The organism is Calothrix sp. CBUCES-K 9914 (assembly GCF_059640475.1).
In genome coordinates this window covers 19821-40567 of record NZ_JBXXZH010000023.1, presented here as the reverse complement: position 1 = coordinate 40567, position 20747 = coordinate 19821, and the positions used below count along the sequence as shown (strand labels likewise).

At 39.4% G+C, this 20747-nt stretch carries 15 protein-coding genes; 9 read left to right on the top strand and 6 right to left on the bottom strand.

Annotated features, from left to right (window positions below):
• Positions 1-28 precede the first annotated feature (28 nt).
• Positions 29-721: a response regulator transcription factor gene (locus tag AC2JBO_RS07550; RefSeq protein WP_496953042.1), complete on the top strand. Its 693-nt coding sequence runs from the start codon at positions 29-31 to the stop codon at positions 719-721.
• 644 nt (positions 722-1365) lie between these two features.
• Here AC2JBO_RS07550 and AC2JBO_RS07545 read toward each other — a convergent pair.
• The gene (locus AC2JBO_RS07545; RefSeq protein ID WP_496953015.1) at positions 1366-1647 is read right to left on the bottom strand and encodes an Npun_R1517 family heterocyst differentiation transcriptional regulator; all 282 of its coding nucleotides are present in this window, start codon (positions 1645-1647) and stop codon (positions 1366-1368) included.
• 819 nt (positions 1648-2466) lie between these two features.
• On the opposite strand from AC2JBO_RS07545, the gene AC2JBO_RS07540 reads away from it, so the two are divergent.
• The 5 genes from AC2JBO_RS07540 to AC2JBO_RS07520 all read left to right on the top strand — a co-directional run bounded on the left by AC2JBO_RS07540 (position 2467) and on the right by AC2JBO_RS07520 (position 9734).
• On the top strand, positions 2467-2820 hold the full coding sequence (locus AC2JBO_RS07540) for an NAD(P)H-quinone oxidoreductase subunit M (RefSeq protein ID WP_496953014.1): 354 nt from the start codon (positions 2467-2469) through the stop codon (positions 2818-2820).
• A gap of 159 nt (positions 2821-2979) precedes the next feature.
• Complete coding sequence (locus tag AC2JBO_RS07535) at positions 2980-4311, top strand: esterase-like activity of phytase family protein (protein WP_496953013.1); 1332 nt, start codon at positions 2980-2982, stop codon at positions 4309-4311.
• A 489-nt stretch (positions 4312-4800) separates the two neighbouring features.
• The gene (locus AC2JBO_RS07530) at positions 4801-7053 is read left to right on the top strand and encodes a protein phosphatase 2C domain-containing protein (protein ID WP_496953012.1); all 2253 of its coding nucleotides are present in this window, start codon (positions 4801-4803) and stop codon (positions 7051-7053) included.
• A 232-nt stretch (positions 7054-7285) separates the two neighbouring features.
• Positions 7286-8869, top strand: coding sequence for a CHAT domain-containing protein (locus tag AC2JBO_RS07525; RefSeq protein WP_496953011.1), 1584 nt, complete (start codon positions 7286-7288; stop codon positions 8867-8869).
• A 229-nt stretch (positions 8870-9098) separates the two neighbouring features.
• Positions 9099-9734: a hypothetical protein gene (locus AC2JBO_RS07520; protein WP_496953010.1), complete on the top strand. Its 636-nt coding sequence runs from the start codon at positions 9099-9101 to the stop codon at positions 9732-9734.
• A 274-nt stretch (positions 9735-10008) separates the two neighbouring features.
• Here AC2JBO_RS07520 and AC2JBO_RS07515 read toward each other — a convergent pair whose 3' ends face one another.
• The 4 genes from AC2JBO_RS07515 to AC2JBO_RS07500 all read right to left on the bottom strand — a co-directional run bounded on the left by AC2JBO_RS07515 (position 10009) and on the right by AC2JBO_RS07500 (position 17110).
• Positions 10009-11382 (bottom strand): PrsW family glutamic-type intramembrane protease, encoded by a 1374-nt coding sequence (locus AC2JBO_RS07515; protein WP_496953009.1) that lies wholly within the window; start codon positions 11380-11382, stop codon positions 10009-10011.
• 289 nt (positions 11383-11671) lie between these two features.
• Positions 11672-12250, bottom strand: coding sequence for a DJ-1/PfpI family protein (locus tag AC2JBO_RS07510; RefSeq protein WP_496953008.1), 579 nt, complete (start codon positions 12248-12250; stop codon positions 11672-11674).
• Between the two features lie 43 nt (positions 12251-12293).
• Positions 12294-14246, bottom strand: a complete 1953-nt coding sequence (locus AC2JBO_RS07505) for a hybrid sensor histidine kinase/response regulator (RefSeq protein WP_496953007.1) — start codon at positions 14244-14246, stop codon at positions 12294-12296.
• Between the two features lie 164 nt (positions 14247-14410).
• The gene (locus AC2JBO_RS07500; protein WP_496953006.1) at positions 14411-17110 is read right to left on the bottom strand and encodes a protein kinase domain-containing protein; all 2700 of its coding nucleotides are present in this window, start codon (positions 17108-17110) and stop codon (positions 14411-14413) included.
• Between the two features lie 493 nt (positions 17111-17603).
• Between AC2JBO_RS07500 and AC2JBO_RS07495 the strand changes: the two genes are divergently transcribed.
• From AC2JBO_RS07495 to AC2JBO_RS07485, 3 genes are all read left to right on the top strand, one after another.
• The gene (locus tag AC2JBO_RS07495; RefSeq protein ID WP_496953005.1) at positions 17604-18155 is read left to right on the top strand and encodes a hypothetical protein; all 552 of its coding nucleotides are present in this window, start codon (positions 17604-17606) and stop codon (positions 18153-18155) included.
• Between the two features lie 92 nt (positions 18156-18247).
• The gene (locus AC2JBO_RS07490) at positions 18248-19081 is read left to right on the top strand and encodes a nucleotidyl transferase AbiEii/AbiGii toxin family protein (RefSeq protein ID WP_496953004.1); all 834 of its coding nucleotides are present in this window, start codon (positions 18248-18250) and stop codon (positions 19079-19081) included.
• 187 nt (positions 19082-19268) lie between these two features.
• Positions 19269-19406: a hypothetical protein gene (locus tag AC2JBO_RS07485; protein ID WP_496953003.1), complete on the top strand. Its 138-nt coding sequence runs from the start codon at positions 19269-19271 to the stop codon at positions 19404-19406.
• A 105-nt stretch (positions 19407-19511) separates the two neighbouring features.
• On the opposite strand, the gene AC2JBO_RS07480 is transcribed toward AC2JBO_RS07485, so the two are convergent.
• Positions 19512-20135 carry a restriction endonuclease subunit R gene (locus tag AC2JBO_RS07480; protein WP_496953002.1) on the bottom strand — a complete coding sequence of 208 codons (624 nt, stop codon included), beginning with the start codon at positions 20133-20135 and terminating at the stop codon, positions 19512-19514.
• Positions 20136-20747: the final 612 nt, after the last annotated feature.

The window sequence follows — 20747 nt, the reverse complement described above, 5'->3', positions numbered from 1 at the left end:
GAGGAAAGTAATGGATAAGGATGATTCGATGTCAGCACAATTGTTACTGGTAGATGATGAACCAGGATTGCGTGAAGCCGTGAAGGATTACTTAGAAGATAGTGGTTTCAGCGTTCAAGTTGCCAGTAACGCCCGTGAAGGGTGGGATTTGATGCAACAAAATACACCAGATTTACTCATCTCGGACATTATGATGCCGCAGGTGGATGGTTACCAATTTCTGAAGCAAGTGCGTGAAGATGTCCGTTTTAAATCTTTACCTGTAATATTTCTAACAGCTAAAGGAATGACAGGCGATCGTATTCAAGGATATCAAGCAGGAGTTGATGCTTACTTACCCAAACCATTTGACCCAGATGAGTTGGTAGCTATTGTCGAAAATTTATTAATACGACGAACAGCAAGCACGCAATCAGGTGATGACGCAGAAACGCCAGATATCGCTGAATTGGCAAAACAAATTGCCCAAATTAAAGCGCTATTGACGCAGAAAAATGCAATAGCGCAATCACCAGCACCGTTTACTATCGATTTGACTCCTAGAGAACAAAGCGTTTTAAATCTGGTTGCCGAAGGGTTAATGAATAAAGAAATAGCTCGTCGTTTAGAAACAAGCGTTCGCAACGTCGAAAAATACGTTAGTCGTCTATTTAGTAAAACTGGTACAAATAGCCGCACTGAGTTAGTACGTTTTGCCCTTGAACACGGTTTAGCAAAGTAGGAGAGGCATGTTTAAGGGTTGTTGAGTTAGTAAAGGCTATTCTTGGACAGGGAAAATTGAAAAAGTTGGAGGGGTTGTGAAGAAGACTATCAAGGAAGTTGATTCTTCTGCTCCTGAAGTTTCTAAAGTTTCCCTTGTCTCAAGAGCATTATCGCCATTGCCTCCCATTCCATAAATTTATTAAGAAGCGAGAAATTACCCTGAAATTAAAAGTTATAAAATTCGACCTGGCTTGTAAGCAAGGAACAACTAATATAGTAGGCACCCAAGTATCTTGTGTAGTGCAATGGGTAAGGGCTACTGCAAATACTACTACGACGAACTCAATCAAGATTCAATCTTAGCTTGACTACAACACTAGGCTTAACTCAATCAGATGAAGCTTGCTGCTGCACTGTTTACAAGGGAAAATACCTAAAAAATACCACCGAAGTTAATCATAGGTAGCTTTCCTGCCGACTTGTGACGTGCCTTCTAACAATTTTAGCCTTGAGTAGCCAACATCGAATCGGGATAGACGTTTTCGTTCAGATTACATAAGCCAACTTGCTGTCGAAGTGAACACAGAGGTAAAAATAGGCAAACCTAAAAAAATTACCTTTCATGTATATTCTTTGCCCTACGCGCGTTTAATTAGTAAAAAGCTATTGAATAGATTCAGTAGAGTTACGTAAACGCATTAATTGACGGCGCATTTGCGGAGAAGCTTTCAACTCGCTAACTTCATGAGCTTTGACCGCTGCTTGTAAAGTTTCGATAAAATCATCTGAACCATCAACCAAAGCTTCTAAAAGCACCTGTAATAGCTGGTCACGGTCGCCAAACAAACTTTTTTCCTCAACTAGACGGAACTTAAGATGGATTTCACACTCGTATACACCGACTTCGACGTTATTAATTTGGCGTGGTAACGCTTTCGAGTTCATAATTTTCAGGATTCCTTCGGTTGTTGGTATCAGTCAAGGTGGAGAAGCTGCAATTAGCTATATGTTAGCTATATCTTTTTTAAATTTCTCTAGTTTGAATTAAGAATTCTTATTAGTCAATGCAATTTGTATCCCATATAGCTCCTTTGCTTATTTTTTTTGTAAATTTTACCAGCCGCGCCCCCAGATGCGATTTAGGTAAACCATAACTATTATTCAATTTTTACGATTCTATACAATAAAGTTTTTGTAAGAACTTGCTGCTGCTTTTTAAAGGTTTTTACATCAACTTGATATTAACGTCAACAACAGTTTTTGTTGTTACATTAATAAGCGTATTTATACGTAAGCAATAACGCGATAAATTTTACGATTAGTCAACAACTAAGCCAACTGTACGATTCCTACGTAAAAATACTAAATGTATGATTTGTTCATCTCAGGAAAAATTGTCAATGATTGGGTAAAGAAACTAGGGGATTTTTAGCAATAAACAACTGTATCGACATGAACGAAACTTTTTTGTGATATGGCGTTTCCAGTCAAGCCGAGTCAAGCGCTTATAAACAGCAGACACGATTATCCCAAGTTGATATTGTCATCAAACGACCGCCTATGAACAGCGATAGTTCCCGTCCTTTATTAAAATTGCAAGATTTTGGGCAGCAGTGAGGACGCAAAAGTCTCCAATCCCCCAGTTTTCACGCTATGAACAAATGCTTTGTATCAATTTCCCGTAGAGGTATGAGGTATATAGTCGGGGATTGTAGAGTCTACAATTATTAAGAGTAAAATTAACCCTTACAAAGACATCCTCCTATGGACGACAACGCAATGCTGCTCAAGTCAACAACCCGGCATATCCGTATTTTTGCAGCGGAATTAGACCAGGGTGGTGAATTAGTTCCCAGCAGCCAAGTTTTAACACTGGACGTTGACCCTGACAACGAATTCAACTGGAGTGAGGATGCCCTACAACAGGTTTACCGTAAATTTGATGAATATGTCGAGGCATCAAGCGGCGCCGACCTTACCGATTATAATCTCCGTCGTATTGGCTCAGATTTGGAGCATTTGATTCGCTCGCTTTTACAAAAAGGCGAAATTAGCTACAACCTCAATGCCCGTGTCGCAAACTACAGCATGGGACTTCCGCGCGTTGAAGCAAAATAAAAAGTAGAAAGTGCTGAGTGCTGAGTGCTGAGTATAGTTAAGAGTTAAGAGTTAGGAGTTAGGAGTTAGGAGTTATAAATTAAAACTTAGCACTCAACACTCCACACTCAACACTCCACACTCCACACTCCACACTCAGCACTCTTATGCACTCTTATTATGAAGCGAAAGCGGATTATAGCGAGTTTCCTTATTTCGACAATCATCTCGCTGATCATTGTCTGTCCTGCTCAAGCGGCTAAACTTGTCGGAAGAGCAATTTTACCTGCTGATACATTTGCCCCAGGTTACACAAGCGGGCAGTTCAAAAACACTAACCGAACTACACCGTTTTCAGCCGCCCAACCAGTACAAGGTTTTTCCTGTGTAGAGTTGGGACCGAAAGTTGGCACATTTTTTGTAATCTCAGATAACGGGTTTGGGTCGAAAGCAAATTCTCCAGATTACGTGCTTCGTATCTATGCTGTAGAACCAGATTTTTCTACAGGTAAAGTATATCCGGTTGATTTTGTTTCAGGAGAACGAATCGCGCGGTTTAGTCGCCAAAGCTTTATTGAACTCCACGACCGTAACCGTCAAGTTAATTTTCCTATCGTCGCAGAACAAGTAAATTATCCAAACAGTAATATTAGTGTTTCTTCTTTCATTAAAACTAATCGCTTACTTACAGGGGGTGACTTTGATACAGAATCTTTCCGTCGGGCGCCAGATGGTAGTTTTTGGGTAGGAGATGAGTTTGGTCCATTTTTACTACACTTCGGACAAACAGGAGAATTATTGGAGGCGCCTGTACCATTACCAAATTTCTTGCGGATAGGTACTGATGAATTTGTTAAATCCCCCGATAACCCTGATTTTGCTTCGTCACCCGATGACAAACGAAGTGTACTCGCTAACCTGGGTGGTTCCAAAGGGTTTGAAGGATTAGCGCTTAACATTAGTAAGACAAAGCTATACGCGATGTTGGAAGGGACACTCAAAAATGATGTCGAAAAAAATCGTTTATTAATTCATGAGTTTGATTTAGCAACAAAAAAATACACGGGCAGAGTTTTTGCCTATAAACTCGAAAACGCTGATCACGCAATTGGTGAATTGACGGCGATTAATGATAATGAATATATTGTGATTGAGCGCGACAACTTTCAAGGCGACCCAAACAATCCAGCTTTTAAGACACCTGCTGGCTTTAAGAATCTTTACAAGATTAATTTTGAGAAAGTCAGTAAAGCTGGTTTTGTAGAAAAAGCATTATTAGTAGATTTGCTGAATATCTCTGACCCCAAGGGTATTGGCACGAACGCGACTAAAAACGGTGTATTCACATTTCCATTTGTAACGATTGAGAGTGTGTTACCGCTAGATGCAAAAACGATACTAGTTATCAACGATAATAACTATGCCGATAGTATCGGGCGAATACCAAAACAAGCTGACAACACTGAATTTATAAAAATCAGGTTAGACAAAGCATTAAAGCGCGCGAACTAGCTAGTTACAGCCCCAACTATACGAGTTATAAGTAAAGAACTATATTTTTTGTTTTAAATTAAGCTTCTTATTGGTCGTGTTCTTATAAACTAGAAACATACTTTCACTATTTTTACTGTACTTTCATAGATTACATTGATAGTTATGGCTTTCGTCGAATCACAATGAATCACAATATAGATGACCCCAAACCGTGCGCTTTGTCTCAATCATCGCTCTTTACAATATACCTCGTAACTAGCGTCATATCTGAGTGGCGCCGTACCTGACCACCAAGCATCGCACCGCAAGCGATTCAAACAACCTGATATGTGACTGTGCGATAAGTATTTGTATCCAACCAAACTTATTACAAGATTTATGGAGCGCACAAGTCAAGCAGGAGTATATTAATAAAGCTAAAAAAGAACTGGTTGCGGCAAACAAGTGTCGCTGCTTATTATTTTAATTAAAATTGCTAAGGTAGCCGATCGGTGAAACGCGAAAACTATGGAACAAGACGCGGCAACGCTCCAATGCCCAAACGAACTTTGTCAGGCAGCCAATCCGCTTAATCACAATTATTGTCAGCGGTGTTCAACACCTCTGCCAAGACGTTATCTATGGGCAGTCACAGAAGGAAATTTGGGACAAGTGGGCACCTACTTAGATGATCGCTATTTAATCATCAGCCAGTTTGTTCTTCTAGATACCAAACCCGGATTAGTCCCACAGGCGCCTATTGAATCGCTCGCTCAGTTAAGACCTTATCTACGTTTATTTCCCTACCGATTACACGTTCCCCAAGTATACGGAATTATCGGTAGTAATAGTGATGAAAGTCATAGTATTTTATTGTTAGAGAAGCCGCCGCTATTCGTAGAAACTCCTCTAGAAGTGCATTTGCATCAATCCCTTGACTCGGCATGGCGTGAAGCAACGTCAATGCGACAACTCAACTGGCTGTGGCAAATCGCACATATTTGGCAACCTTTTGCAAGTGAGGGTGTAGCTTCAACCTTGCTTGACCCACTATTACTGCGTCCCGAAGGCTCTTTTATCAAAATATTAAAATTGCGCTTAGACTCTGAAGTTTCTCCAACGCTTGCGAACTTGGGTGATTTTTGGCGTGTAAATTTACTGCCAAACACCACTCGTGCAATTCAAGAATTTTTGTCTACTGTTTGTGACTCACTAATATCGGGTGAAATTCGTTCAGGTGAGCAGCTAGTTGCTGTTTTAGACCAAGGATTAATTTCATTAATGTCAGCAAATGGGGATGTTTCACCGTATTCAGTAAAAATAGTTACAAATACGGATACAGGACCAAGCCGTCAGCGAAACGAAGATGCCTGCTATCCATCGCCTGGAAGTATTATCAGTAAGCCACCATCACCTACAGCTATCGCAATTGTTTGCGATGGTATAGGTGGGCACGAGGGGGGTAATGTAGCCTCAAATATCGCGATAGAGGTAATTCAGCAGCAGGTAAGTCAGTTTGCGTCAGTACCGCGCGACCGTATCGACTCGACGGTTTTGCTTACTGACTTGGAAAAGGCAGCAGCAGCAGCAAACGATAAAATTAGTCAGCGAAATGACAGTGAGGGTAGACAAGGGCGCCAGCGGATGGGAACGACGTTAGTAATGGCGTTACCTATCGCTTATGAAATGTATATTACCCATGTTGGTGACAGTCGTGCTTATTTAATTACCCGCACAGGTTGCTACCAAGTTACGCTTGATGATGATGTTGCATCGCGAGAAGTGCGACTAGGCTATGCTATTTACCGTGATGCTGTTATGCAAGGCGCCAGCGGTTCATTGGTACAAGCTCTGGGAATGGGACATAGTAATTCATTGCATCCAACAGCTCAACGGTTTGTGCTGGATGAAGACTGTGTATTTTTGCTGTGTTCAGATGGGTTAAGCGATTTTGATCGAGTTGAACAATATTGGGATACGGTTGTATTACCAATTTTGACTGACGGTGTTGATGTTGGCGAAGCAGTTAATAATTTAATCGAAATTGCCAACAAACAAAATGGACACGATAACGTTACAGTTGCTTTAGTCCATTATCAAATCAAATTCTCTGAGCCAGGAAAAATACAGGCGCCGAATATTGCTGATTTGCCCATAAAGAGTGATAATTACCCTACACCCAATGCTACAACCAAGTTTTCCCCAAATCAAAGAACTCAGGTAATACCTGATACAGCGAAGGTAAAAAAACCGATACCTTTACATTTGATTGCGCTTTTTTCTGTAATTGCATTAGGATGTATAATCGGGTTCGCTCTAAAACAAGCTTTTCCATCTATATTGTCATCCATAAAATCCCCATTTACAGTGACACCAACATCTAAGTCAACGGCAGTTCCAGAACCAAACTTGCCCCCTGTCGGGTCACTAATCAGCATAACGTCACCAATAAAGTTTAGCCGAAGTACGGAATTAAAGAAAGATGATTTAATTCCAGTGCAAACAATTTTAGAGGTATTAGAGCCACCACCAGTTACTCAAGGCACTTCGAGCCAGTTTTTACACGTGTTGGTTTGTAGCGTTCCAAAAGCTCCGGAGGCGCCTGGTATTGAAACGCAAAAGCTACCAATAAAGCCTAATGATAAAATTTTGATTGAGAAAACTCAACTCCAACCTGGCTCCTACTCTAAACCCGATAATCAAAGCTCCCAGTGTGGAACACGCAAAGATAATTCGGTAGCACCCGCTAAAACTTCATCTCCAGACCGTCCAGATTCATAAAATTAGCTGAAACTTCTTTCTCAGTGGGGATGTTTTTTGTTTTAAGCTACTCAAAAGCTGCTTGGAGAAAACACTTTTACTGCATTCTTCAGCTAAACTTGAGGTATCTGGTCGCAAATGTAAAATATTTTTATAGCGAATTCGGTTAAAACTATAAAAGGGTAGAAGCGTTAGCCTTCTATTTATTTGTTTGTTCAAATTAACCAGCATAGAACCAAAGTCATTGAAACCCATGCCATCCCTAAACCTGGCGATAGCCCGTCTAGTTAACGCTGGCACCAACAATTTCGCTATTTGGGTGGTGCGCGCTCCCTATCCCAGTGGGCACGTTTTTCACGATTGCGTTTGGACACCCAACCTGACACAAGTATGGCAGGAATGGCAACAATTGTTCGCTGGTCACAGCAACATTGATGTATCTCCTAACTCCGACCCAGTTACACTAAACCAAACACCTAACTCCTTACCATTTGAGTTGCCAGCTCCCGCAACTGGACAACCCACCAATTATGCTGGGCGCCTGATGCAGTATTTTGGTAACAGTTTATGGCAGTGGGTTTTTGAAGGGCCAATTTTGGGTAGCTTAGAACATAGTCGTGGAATTGCGTCTGGACAAGAAAAAAGTCTACAGCTACGTTTAGAAATACGTGACCCCAATTTAGTCTCAGTTCCTTGGGAAATTATGCAGCGTCCAGGTCAAGCCGCAATTTCCCTAAGCCAAAATGTCATATTTAGTCGCACGACAAGCGATGTTGAAAGGTTGCCTGTTTTACGTAGCGATGCGGGCTTGAATATCTTGCTTGTTTTTGGAGAAGACGAAAATCTTCAGTTAGAAGCTGAGGCTGAACTTTTAAAGCGAACTCTCACACAAGGTAGCCCTGTTAGCAGTCCGGAGCGCGGCTATGCGCCTTGTATTGTTACTAAACTCATCCAACCAACACCATCCGAATTAATAGCTGCTTTAGAAACACGCGCATACAACGTGCTTTTTTATGCTGGTCATGGTTTGCGTGGTCCAGATGGTGGTATCTTAAACCTGCACCCAAAAGCTACACTCAACGGAATTGAATTAGCTCAGGTATTAACGCGAACAGGTGTAAAACTAGCTGTTTTCAACTCGTGCTGGGGCGCCCAACCATTCAGCGAAAATCATCAACCAGTACCTTATAGCAGCTTGGCAGAAGTATTAATTAGACATGGAGTACCAGCAGTATTAGGAATGCGTGACCAAATAGCTGATCGCGAAAGTCTAAGTTTCATTCAAGCTTTCTCGGAAGCATTGCGGTCGCGTCAACCCATTGATGCTTCTGTGGCTCAAGCGCGTCAAAAATTACTATCGCTATACAAATTTAACCAACCTGGTTGGACTTTACCTGTTCTGTACTTACATCCTGAGTTCGATGGACAATTACTTCGCAGTCTAGATGAAAGCATAACTGAACTGCCTACTTCTTTACCAGAATTAAGAAGGTCTTTTCCTGTTGCTTCGCTGCGACTACTTACCGATGGTAGTAAGCAATTACTTCCAACTCCTGTTACCCGTATCGGTCGAACCACAGACAACAACATTATAATTCCAGATTTATCAGTTTCTAGACAACATGCTCAAATTATTTACCGCGATAGTTTTATTGACACTAAGTTAGAGCATAATTACTATCTACGCGATGAATCAACTGGAGGTACATTGATTTATCAGTCTGGAGCATGGCAGCGAATTCACCACGAAGAAGTACCATTAGAATCAGGAATGCAATTAAAGTTTGGTAGTAGCCGTAGTGAGACTTGGGAGTTTATGATAGAAAGTCAGTCATAAAAAATCAAATACTCTTGACATTTTTATATTTTTAGTTTAAACATAACTCCTACCTATCTGCCTTAAGATTGTATTCAAAGACATTGTTCAAAACATTTTGTATTCAAAGCAAAGCAAAAATGAGATAAATCATATTCTTTTTGCGGAAACGCTATAGAAGCTGCTGTAGCTCATGGTACAGACAAGTTAAACCAATTAGTTAAACCAATTAAATGAAGGAAGGCTAGACATGAACTATACAAATAACGGTTCGGCAAACAGTTCAGAATTTTACTCATCTCCAATACATCTAGAGTTGCTTGAAGCTCTGCTCGAACCAGACGATGCAACTTATCCTTGGAACCCAGGCTCAATTGAGTCAGAAGATTTTTTTAATGAATGTGAAGCGCATTTTGCCATTGATGACCTTCTCGACTCCTCTTTTGATGCTCATCAAGAATCTTTTTACAACTATCTTGATACTTTGTGGTCTACAACTCCAACCGAACAATCTCAATGTAACACAAATGTAGCATTAATATCTAAGCTTCAAGAAAATTTACAAACAGCGATTTCATCGCGGATACCTCATGATTGGATTGAAAAAATAGCTCAAAAAGCCAGCGAGTTATTCAATTCGCAAATGTCCATAGCCGACCAATTAATCGAAATTGCTGCTTCTGTAGTACCAGCTTTAGGCACCGATGATTTATCAGTGTTAGCACGTCCTTATGCTTACGCAATGCGGAGCGAAGGAAACAGCTTAGAATCAGCACTGAATAAGGTTGGTAAACTTGGATGGAATAATCTTTCAGAAATCGAACAAGCACGTGTTAGTGTAGCGGTTGCTTACTACGCATTGCAACAACTTAAGAAGAATTCTTAAGCTCAAACACAATGTATCGGGTGCAGGGTGAATATTTCTCTTAACTTAGAGTCTTTTAACTTAGAGTCAGCATTGTGACTTCGTGGCAATTATCTTGCACCAATTTTATAGTACGCAGTTGCCGCGATTACGCGATTAGATAGATTATTTTTAAATACTACTTTGCCATCTTAAATACAACTATAGGTTCTTGCTATTTAACAAGCATCTATCAAAAGGTAGAAAATATTGAAATATGTAGGTTGGGTTGGGTTACTCCACCCAACCTGCTGTTTTATTTACGCTCTAGGAATCGTGTTGCAAAATTTTGTGAACGATTTGGAGACAACGCGCGCGCTTTTAGAATAGCAGCCATAAGGAATGCGTAGGAAATAACGCCTACAAATACGAGTGAAAACGGATTAATAGCTCCAGAAGCATTCCACAAGGCATGAAGTCCAGCTGCAGTTAAGTAGCCGACGACGAGAATTTGTAATCCTTTGCTGGGTTTGAGAACAGCCAAACCGATAAAATAGCCCAGGTAGCCGCTGTAAGCCATGTGACCTGCAACTAATCCCAAAATTCGGGGAATCAGAAGTTGTAGTCCAACCAACTGTCCAGCTTGGACACCTGATTGTTGTGCAACAGATAATGTAATTTGTGGTACATATTGACCTAGTGTTTCCAACAGGGTAAAGCCTACCGCCGAGGCAGTTCCGAGCAGAATACCATCAAGCGGTTCTGAGACCCCAAGTCTTTCACGCCAAGGTGTAGGAAGTGTTCTAGAAACAATAAAGATACCTAAAACTGGTAAAATTTTGAGCAACTCCTCCATTAAGCCGGCGCCGAAAAACATCCGCACAAGTAATTCAGTAAGTGTAATTTCCTGATTTTCTCTAGGCAAATTTCCAGGCAGAACAACACGGAATATAAAAATAAACAAATCTAAAATAGGGCTTTTTAAAATCACAGCACAAGCCAAGGCAGAAGCAAGTAATATCCACCAAGGTTTGTGCTTACCACACAAACGATAAACAAATAAATACGCAGCAGCAGCAATATAAGTGCCGACAATAACTTGATTTGCTTGCGGCGAGCCAACCGTCGCAAACATTAATACTACAAATATTACAGTCAAGATTCCGGGGATTAAAAAAGCTTTGCTAGTTAAGTCCTTTCCGGTTGAGATAATTGGAAAAAGCTGTGTAAAGCTGACAGAATCTATTTGTGTGGGTGCTTCGTATCGACTTGCAGGGGTAAGTGATGTTGCTTGCCCAGCATTAATGAGTGTTTGTGGATGTGTACTAACTTCATATTCAAAATGAAATATTGGGCCATCTTGTGCTAAAGAAAAGCGGTCGCCAGTGTGTAATTCTTGACAACCCTCTAAACGTTGCCCGTTTAGGTAAGTACCGTTAGCACTGCTCAAATCACAAATTACCCAGCTACACTGACCATCTGGGGAACTCATTGAGCGAACAACCGCATGGCGCCGCGAGACCATGCGAAATTTCATCGCATCCAAAACAATTTGACAACCTGGGTCGCGTCCAATTACCACCTCTCGGTTTTTGAGTAAGGCATAGTTAGACTCTGACTCACCAGTTATTCCATTGCCAGACACTAGCCGCAGAAAAGCATTAGTTAACGGCGCGTTTTTGCCTGTCATTCATTTACAAGGAGGTTATTAACACGTTAATTAGAGACGGTGGCGGCAATAAACTTACCACAACCGCATCTTATTCATTGATAAATACACTATAGCTTTACTCTATGAAGGAGAATTAAGAATTAAAAATAAAAAATAAAAACACTTTTAATAAACCATATTGGGTATTACCACTAGCATCTTCACAAAAAGTTACCAAAGTAAATATATTTATTCTGTATTTTTATAATCATTTTCTTTACTAATTTCTTGTGGGGTGGGCATCCCTGCCCGCCTTATGTCCTGAATATTATTCAATCTTTGTACCGAGCAACTGTAAAAATTCGGCTAGCCAACGTGGATGAGCAGGCCAAGCAGGCGCCGTCACTAAATTTCCATCAACGATAGCTTCGTCTACAGGAATTTCTAAGTATTCACCACCTGCACCTCTAACATCTGGACTACAAGCAGGATATGCTGTACAAGTTTTACCTTTCAATACGTCTGCTGCTGCTAATAATTGTAAGCCGTGGCAAATTGCAGCGATAGGTTTATTGGCATAAGCGAAATGACGGGTTATGTCTATGACTTTGTTATTTAAGCGAATATACTCAGGCGCCCGTCCACCAGGAATGAGCAAAGCATCATAACTTGCAGCTTGGATTTCATCAAAAGTAGCATTGAGGGTAAAATTATGACCAGGTTTTTCGCTGTACGTTTGATCTCCCTCAAAATCATGTACAGCAGTACGTATTTTCTCACCAGCTTTTTTGTTCGGGCAAACAGCATGCACAGTATGCCCTACCATTTGTAAAGCTTGGAAAGGAACCATCACTTCATAATCTTCAACAAAATCACCCACAAGCATTAAAATCTTTTTGGTAGCCATAATTTTTGATACCTCTTGATTCGATTAAATGTGCATTTTTTACTTAAAGTCTACAATTATATAACTTGACTATTGCGTCAATTAATATATCCGGCTCTATGGGTTTAGATAGGTGCATTTCAAAACCAGCGGAAATCGCTTGCTGTTGGTCTTCTTCTGCTGCATAAGCAGTTAAGGCAATTGCTTTTGGTGGAGTGTTTTGTTGAGATGTCGGTGCTTTAAGTTGACGTATTAACTCATAACCGTCTATTTCTGGCATTCCAATATCACTTATTAATAAATCGTAGTTCGACTGTGATAATACTTGTAGCGCTTGCGATGCTATCGATGTAGATGTAACTTTGGCGCCGTTTTGTTGTAGTGTAAAGGTGAGGTATTCAAGCGAGTCTTTTTCATCATCGACAACAAGAATATTCAAACCAGATAAAACTGAGTCGGGATTAACGTAAGATGCCGAATCAAAAGAAGTCTCTTCGGTAGAAAGTTGCTGTAATGGTAATTGAACTATAAATGTGGCGCCAAACCCTTCTCCTAAACTTTCAGCACTAAGTGTCCCACCATGCAGTTCAACAATTTGCCGTGCAATTGCTAGTCCTAAACCCAGACCACCATATTTACGTGTTGTTGAACTATCCTCTTGACGAAAGTATTCAAACACATACGGTAAAAATTCTGGATTAATTCCTTTTCCTGTGTCACGAACTATAATACAAGCTTCCTGAGTCTCTTCACCGTTACTTTCAACTTTAGATGTATATAAACTTACTTCTATTCTTCCTTTATGCAGCGTAAATCTTACTGCATTCGTCAATAAATTCCATACTACTTGCTGTAATCTTGTAGCATCGCCAATTATTTGTATAGTACTCTCAGGTAAATTAAGCTGTAAGTCTATTGATTTGGCATCGACTGCTAACTGCACTGTATCAATAGCTGCTTTCATGACATCGTTGACACTTACAGGCGCCTTTTCCAGGTTGAATTTACCTTGTAAAATGCATGATATATCAAGTAAATCTTCGATTAATTGCGTTTGTAGTTGAGTGTTACGTTCGATGACATCAAGAGCTTGTTTAGTTCTAACAGTATCACATCTTCCGCTTTTAAGCAGTTTTATCCAACCAAGAATTGGATTTAGGGGTGTGCGTAGTTCGTGCGATATCACAGCTAAAAATTCATCTTTGACCCGTGAAGCTCTTTCTGCTTCTATACGCGCGGTTTGTTCTCGCTGTAATAATTCCTCTCGCTCTTGCTCGGCAATCTTACGCTCTGTAATATCTCTGGCAGAAGAATAAATTAATCCTTCATCAATTATTGGGTTTCCACACCAAGATAACCACTTATAAGAACCATCTTGACAGCGATAACGATTCTCAATAACTTGTGTAGATTCCCCAGCTATAAGTCTGTTATATTGAGTAATTGTGTCCGCACGGTCATCAGCGTGTACAAATTCAATGAAAGGTTGAGCGAGTAATTCCGCTTCGCCATAACCTAACGCATTTACAAAAGCAGGATTTACACGCTTTAAATATCCGTCGAGTCCAGCAACACACAATAAATCAAGCGAGAGCATAAAAAAACGGTCGCGTTCTTGCTGTGTATGCTGAAGTTCACGCGAAGATTGCGCTTCGTTTAATGCTCGATTAATCGAAGGTACTAATCGACCTAAACGCTGTTTAAATATATAGTCAGTGGCACCAAGTTTGATTGCTTCTATTGCTGTCTCTTCTCCTATCATCCCAGAAATAACAATAAAGGGTATGTTTGGTACTCGCGCGCGCGCGACCTTTAAAGCCTCAAGTCCATCAAAATCAGGTAAGTAATAATCAGACAGTATTAGGTCAAAAGAATCACTTTCAAGTACTGCCAAAAAATCAGCATACATATCAACCAGTATCAAATCGTTTTCGATACCAGCTTTCTTCAAAGCTAACTGTACAAGCTTAACATCAACAGGATTATCTTCTAGCAGCAGAAAGCGTAGTCTTTTCATAACTGACCTTCCCATGTAATTAGCCAGTTCGAGCATTTATTTGATGGACTATATTCAATTTGCCACAACATCTGCTTTCTAGCCGCGAATACTCTAGCATCGAGTTTAAAGCAAACATGTAGCTCTGTCCTCTTGCTTACGGCAGAAGACAAATTTGCTCCAGGTTATTTTGTCATTTGGGCAAAATGTTCTAAAAGCGAGCGATGCACAAAAATGTATCCACCACCTACTTTCTGTAAAAATATACGTTCTGTAGCATAGTCGAGGAAACGTGCGTAATTCCAAGGAATATTACCGTTAAAATATAAAATACAGCGTAATATAAAGTGTTTGATGCAAGCTTCACCACCTCCTGCTGCAACTCCAAACAATAATCCAAAGGCGCCCCAAATAACACTTCGTACTTGCAATAACGCTATACTAGTAAAACCCAGTAGTACTAATCCAATTAAACCAAAAATAACTGCATTTTTTGCGGACTGCCAAATTCCTTGATTCGGATATGTTAGTGTTTGGATACTGGGACTTGTTAAACCGCGAGTCAATATAAAAATAGTTCCTAAACTTAATCCAAATACTGCTCCTTGTAACCATTTATCAAAAGAAATTTGTGTAATATATGTAATCAAGCCTTGTAAGTGAGGTGGTGTACCTATTATTTCAGCAGTTAGTTTTAACATCATACCAAAAATTAGTCCGAAAATTAATCCTACAGCTAGATGTTTTTTAACGTTTTTCCAAGACCAATTTAGATTTTCAGCAGGATGAATTTTGCCAAAGCCAAAAATTTTCCAAAAAAACAGTTTTGTAAAGATGAGTACTGGTATTACTCTATGAAATGGTAAAATCAGCATTCCTACAGGTGTAGTGATAAGTAGAAAAACGAGTACAAGACCGCTTATGTAAAGAGGTTGCCATTTATCTAACCAATTCGGTTGCATTCTTTCAATAAAAAATACTGTTTGTGACTGTTTTTTGAGTTTTATTGCCAGCCAAATTAGCCAATGTGTTGCTTGTTTTTGTGAATATTGATTACTGATGCTTCTACGAGAAAACATTCTTTGAATATACTTATCAAATAAATGCTGGCGCCGTTCTTCCAAGTTCATTTCTGGCAAGTCTGTAACCGACAAATCTTGATAAGCTAAAGTCATAATACTTAGCATCAAGGGAGACTTTGCTAATTCCTGCATTATTGTATCGGCTTGCAGAGTTTTATATAATGCCTGGAGGGGTAAACCAGCATTATGCAAATATTGGTTTATTTGCTCTAAAGTCAGGGGTTGTATAAAGACTGCACCTTGAAAGCGCAAGTGATGGGGTAAAACTTCATAATCTTTGATGCGACTGCAAACAGCTATTTGAGTTTCGCCATATTCTTGACTAAATTTATTAATAGCAGTCACACAAGCGTCTCGAAGTTCGGCGCCAACTTCGTCCAAACCATCCAAAAGTAATAATAACTGTTGATTTTGAATCCAAGCTCTACCAATTTCCTTAGAAACTTGATATTTAGTATTCAGTTCTTGTACTAACCATTGAGCAATTGTTACCTTTTCATTTGCCCAAGCTGAAAGGTTAAAAACTACTGGTATTGGGTGATTTATATTATATTCAGCTTGTGCTATTAAATCGCGCGCTAATTCTAAAAGTGTAATTGTTTTCCCGGCGCCAGGTTCACCTAAAATTAAAAGTGAACACCCAGCACCCATTTCTTGAAACAAATTCAATATTTTAGTATTACTTGCTAAAGGTTGTCTTGCAAGTTCAGGAGTTTCCCATAGCATACCCCAAGGACGGTCTAAAGCATCGAAACGATTTTCAAGTTGTAGCTCAATTAATACTACTCCATGTAGAGAAGTTTCTAAAACACCCTTTATCCAGTAGTTTTTGACTTTATTGAGTAATATTTGGCGATGACGGTATTCTTCCCTACTGTATGAAATTACCTCTACTGGACTTTTTGAGTTATATCCCGAAAGTGGAGTTGTTTCAATATCCGCTACATCAACTATTTTATCAACAGATGGCGCCACCCAATCTTGAGGTTGCAAGTCTGCTAACATTGCTTTTACATTTGGATAACGCTCACTGGGATATGGATGAGTAGCTTTAGTTAAAACTGTCGCTAAATGATGACTAATATCAGTATCTTTATACCAAATCTCCTTAGTATTAGATGAATACTGCGTGTCATAAGGGTGTTTACCAGTAAGTAGATGAATTGCCGTCATCCCTAAGCTATAAATATCGCTAGAATATACAGGTTGACCAGCAGCTTGTTCAGGTGGCATAAAACCTTGAGTTCCTACAACGATACTACGAGGTTCACCCTCATCATTCAACGAAGTATTCATTACTTCCTTGGCAATACCAAAATCAATTAAAACAGGTTTGTTATCTTTCTGGCGCCAGATAATATTACTGGGTTTAATATCTCGGTGAATAATACCGTGCTTATGAATATAATCTAATACTGGTAGTAAACTTACGAGCAACTGAGTAACAAAGCTCTCACTCAACACACCTTGATGCTGATATTGTAACTTTTGACTTAAAGTTAAACCCTCAACCCATTCCTGAACAAGGTAAAAATATTCTCCCTCAGCAAAATAAGCATACAGCTTGGGTATTTGCTCGTTACGTTCACCCAACTGTTCTAAAATAGCAGCTTCTCGATTGAATCGTTGTTGTATAATATCATAAGCTTTCGGATTATTCGTAACTGGTTGAAGTCGCTTAACTACACAAATACGACGCGAAGGCAAATAAGTATCCTCAGCTAGGAAGGTTTCCCCAAACCCACCCTTTCCTAACGCGCGTATAATTTGATATCGATTGTTTAGCAATACTATAAATTTCATTCCCCACACTCACTCCATAATTAATAAGGAATGGTAGTAGCTCCTATTACATAGTAAGAATAATTCTAGCAATTATCAAAAAAAACCATCTTGTGTAAAAAACTCTTGTGGAATGGGCATAGAAAGCCCGTTCAATTATCCAGGCGGGCAAGGATGCCCACGTTACAATGTCGGCAATCTCACTTGCTATAGTGACAGTTATTGAAGCGGAACTTTAAACATACCTTTATGATTTGTTATTTACCGTGTATTGTAGCTCGGTATTGGCTGCTAGGACTTGCCATAGACCTAAACTTATACTACAATTGTAACACAATTAATCAAGGAGCAAAAATATATGAAAGTCAAAACATGGATACGGCGCCATCTTGCATTAAAGCAGCCATTTTATTAGGTAAAACAACCTAGATACACAGGAACGTTTGAAGTACACGTAACCGTAGATACGACATCAGAAGTTGCACAGGATAAGTTTTGCAGCTTATGTGAAACTTTGGGAGTAAAAAGCGTACTTATAGAATTACCATCTGGTGTTGTCGCAAAGCAATTAATGACGGCATCATATCATCGCGGTACATTAATTAGTATCAAGCAGGAAGCTTATAGTCTCGCGCGTGAATTTGATAAAGCTGGTTTTGCGGTCGCGCGCGTCAAAATAGAAGCGATGGTAAATAACCGAGATGTACCAGCATCAGATAAACAAGCGCAGGTATTGCCTACAACGAATTACTTTGAGTTTCACGCCAAAGCAACATTGGCGCCATCAGATATTGAGATGCTAGCGCAATTATGCCTTCATCACGACGCGCATTTATCAGCGAACGCATTTAAATATCAGCAACACGGGCAACAACAGAGATTTATCACCATGCGAATGTATGGTGTAGGTTTACATACTGCTCGGTTGCGTTTTAATACTTTGCTTGCTGAATTAAGAGCAAAAAACCTAAAACTCTCTCAACCGCAACAGGAATATAGCGTCTTTGATAGCAACATCAATCTTGATGCTGGGTGGTTTGCTGCTTCTAAAAGAAAATCCCCCTAAATTCAGCCAGCTTAATAAGGGGGACTTTAAGAGGCTTATTTGAGCTTATCAAGGCGGGTTGGGGGGATCAATTACGTGTGCAGGTAAGTAAAATGAATAATGTAGAGCAATTAGTTAAAATTTCCGAAGCAACAAATCGTCCTTTCGACGAAGTACTAACATATCATATACTCGAAAGTGTATTGCGACGAGTATCTTACTCTATATATATAGATGAGTTAGTACTGCGAGGTGGAATGTTAACGCGACTATGGATACCTTCTGAATATAGAACAGCAGTAGATGTTGATTTTCTAAGTTTGTACACATTTAATATTGAACAGACAGCAGCAAAATTTCAAGATATTCTTTCTGTAGATTGTAGTGATGGTGTGAAATTCCATTTAAATACTTTACACACCGAAGGTATTTGGATGGAAACAGAATCACCAGGCGCCCGTATCAACATCGATGCTACTATTGGACATTATCAGCGTAACATTCAAATCGATATAGGATTTGGTGACCCACTGGCGCCACCTGCTACATATATAAAATATCCAGCATTAATAGGAGAAGCAATACCAATACAAACAGCGCGCGCGGAAACAATGGTAGGTTGGAAACTGCACGGGTTAGTAGAACTAGGTGCAAAACGTTGGCATCCAAAGACGTTATACGACTTAATGCTATATGCCAAATATTTAAACTTATCGCAACCAGAACTAGCAGAAGCAATAAAAATTGCCTTTAGCAGTCGCAACACACCATTACAAGAAGTGTACTCAATTTTAGCGGCGCCTGAGTGGTGGCATAATAGTAAAAGCCGCAGCAAATGGAAATGGTTTCTTCGCAAAAAGCACTCACAAATCGTAGAAGAAGATTTTGAGACTGTCGTTAATATAGTCACGCAACGTTGGGAAAGCATCGTCAAAGAGTTACTATAATACCAACATTTTTTATCTTGTGGAACAGGCATCCCTGCCTGTCCCATTACTTTAAACTTTTACAAATAATCTAAATTTTATTAAATATAAAATATATGATTTTTACAGTATATTTTAACATGGAAAAGCTCGAATATTTCAGGATGCTAAAATCTCTCTATGTGGTAGAGAAGAAACTTTTGAGTGCTTGGAACTGCCTGGAGGAAAAGATGCGCTTTTAAGTGTAATTCCACTTGAAGCGCTAGGTTTAGAATTAGACCTTAAAAATCAAAAGTTGAAAGTTTTACCAATAACTCCGACAGAAACTTATTTGACTATTTTGTAAAACTAGAACGTAGGTTGGGTGAAGGCTTTGCGTAACCCAACATATAACAAAATTCTACCCTACGCATTAATAATGGCGCCTACAGACACAGCAATACGCTGAAAACTATATAGCATTACAAATATGCTTCAATATCTTCATGACATCATATAAAGCATTACCTCGATTGCGTACTTCAAAAACATTACTAAGCGCATACTGAGGAGTTTCTGCCTTTACCAGCTTAATAAACACAAAAGTTCCACCTGTAGTAATCATCCCATAACAAGGCTTTTCTGAATTAGGACTACCTAGCATGTAAGCAAGAATTTGAGCTAAACCTGCTTCAATTGAATAAGAAGCTCTCTTCGACTCAATAACCATTAACCAAAATTGATCTTTCAATACTAAAACATCTATTTTTCCTTTGATAATTACACCTTCATCTTCTGTAATAATATCAATAGACTCTTCCGACCTCACATAAAACGGTTGTAAATATAGTTCTGCAAGAAACAAAAGTGGGTCAAGTACAGCCATTCGCACAACGTCTTCTAATAGAGGAGGATAATTAAGAAGATTAACGAAACCAGCTTTAATTTTATCTAAATATTGCTTTTCAATATCCGTAATTTCTGGTAAATCATCTTGCCATTCTCTAAAAAAATCGTCATCTTCAACAAGCTGAAGACCAAATGTATCAATTAACCATCGTAAATCAACATCTTTTGCTTGAATAATTTGTGTCATTTTGGTTTTACCTCTAACTTCTCACTAATAACTTCGTCTATAGCCTGACGTATAGTCTCATTGGAATAATAACGTTTAGAGTTATCAATTGTCTAATGAAATAATACTAGCTAGCTCCGGGTCAAGTTCGCCAAAACGAGCTTTAAGCATATTTTGAATTAAAAGATTTTGCCCTCGTTCGAGTCCTTGCTCAAGTCTTTGTTCGAGTCCTTGTTCGAGTCCTCGGCGCCTGGTTTTTTCTTCCCACTCTTGATAAACCTCCTCAAGTGTTACCCTGTATCGTAAGTTTTATTATAATCCTTGGTAGATTTGTATTTAGGATTATTGTACTAACTAGACAACCTACAAATATACTTTTTTATTTCTTTAAATAAATTTATGTAGATGAAGTTAGCTTGCAACGGATGTAACGGATATTGCACAGGCGCCGAATGCCTATGCTACCTTGATTGCTTGGCTTAAGCCTTCTATGTTGGGTTACGCACTCGCGCTCCACCCAACGCACAATATATCCGTTACATCCGTTCCATCCGTTCCATCCGTTGCCAGGGTGCCCACTAGCAATTTCAGAAAAATTGAGTATTATTACGTTGTACATGTGCGTGAATGATA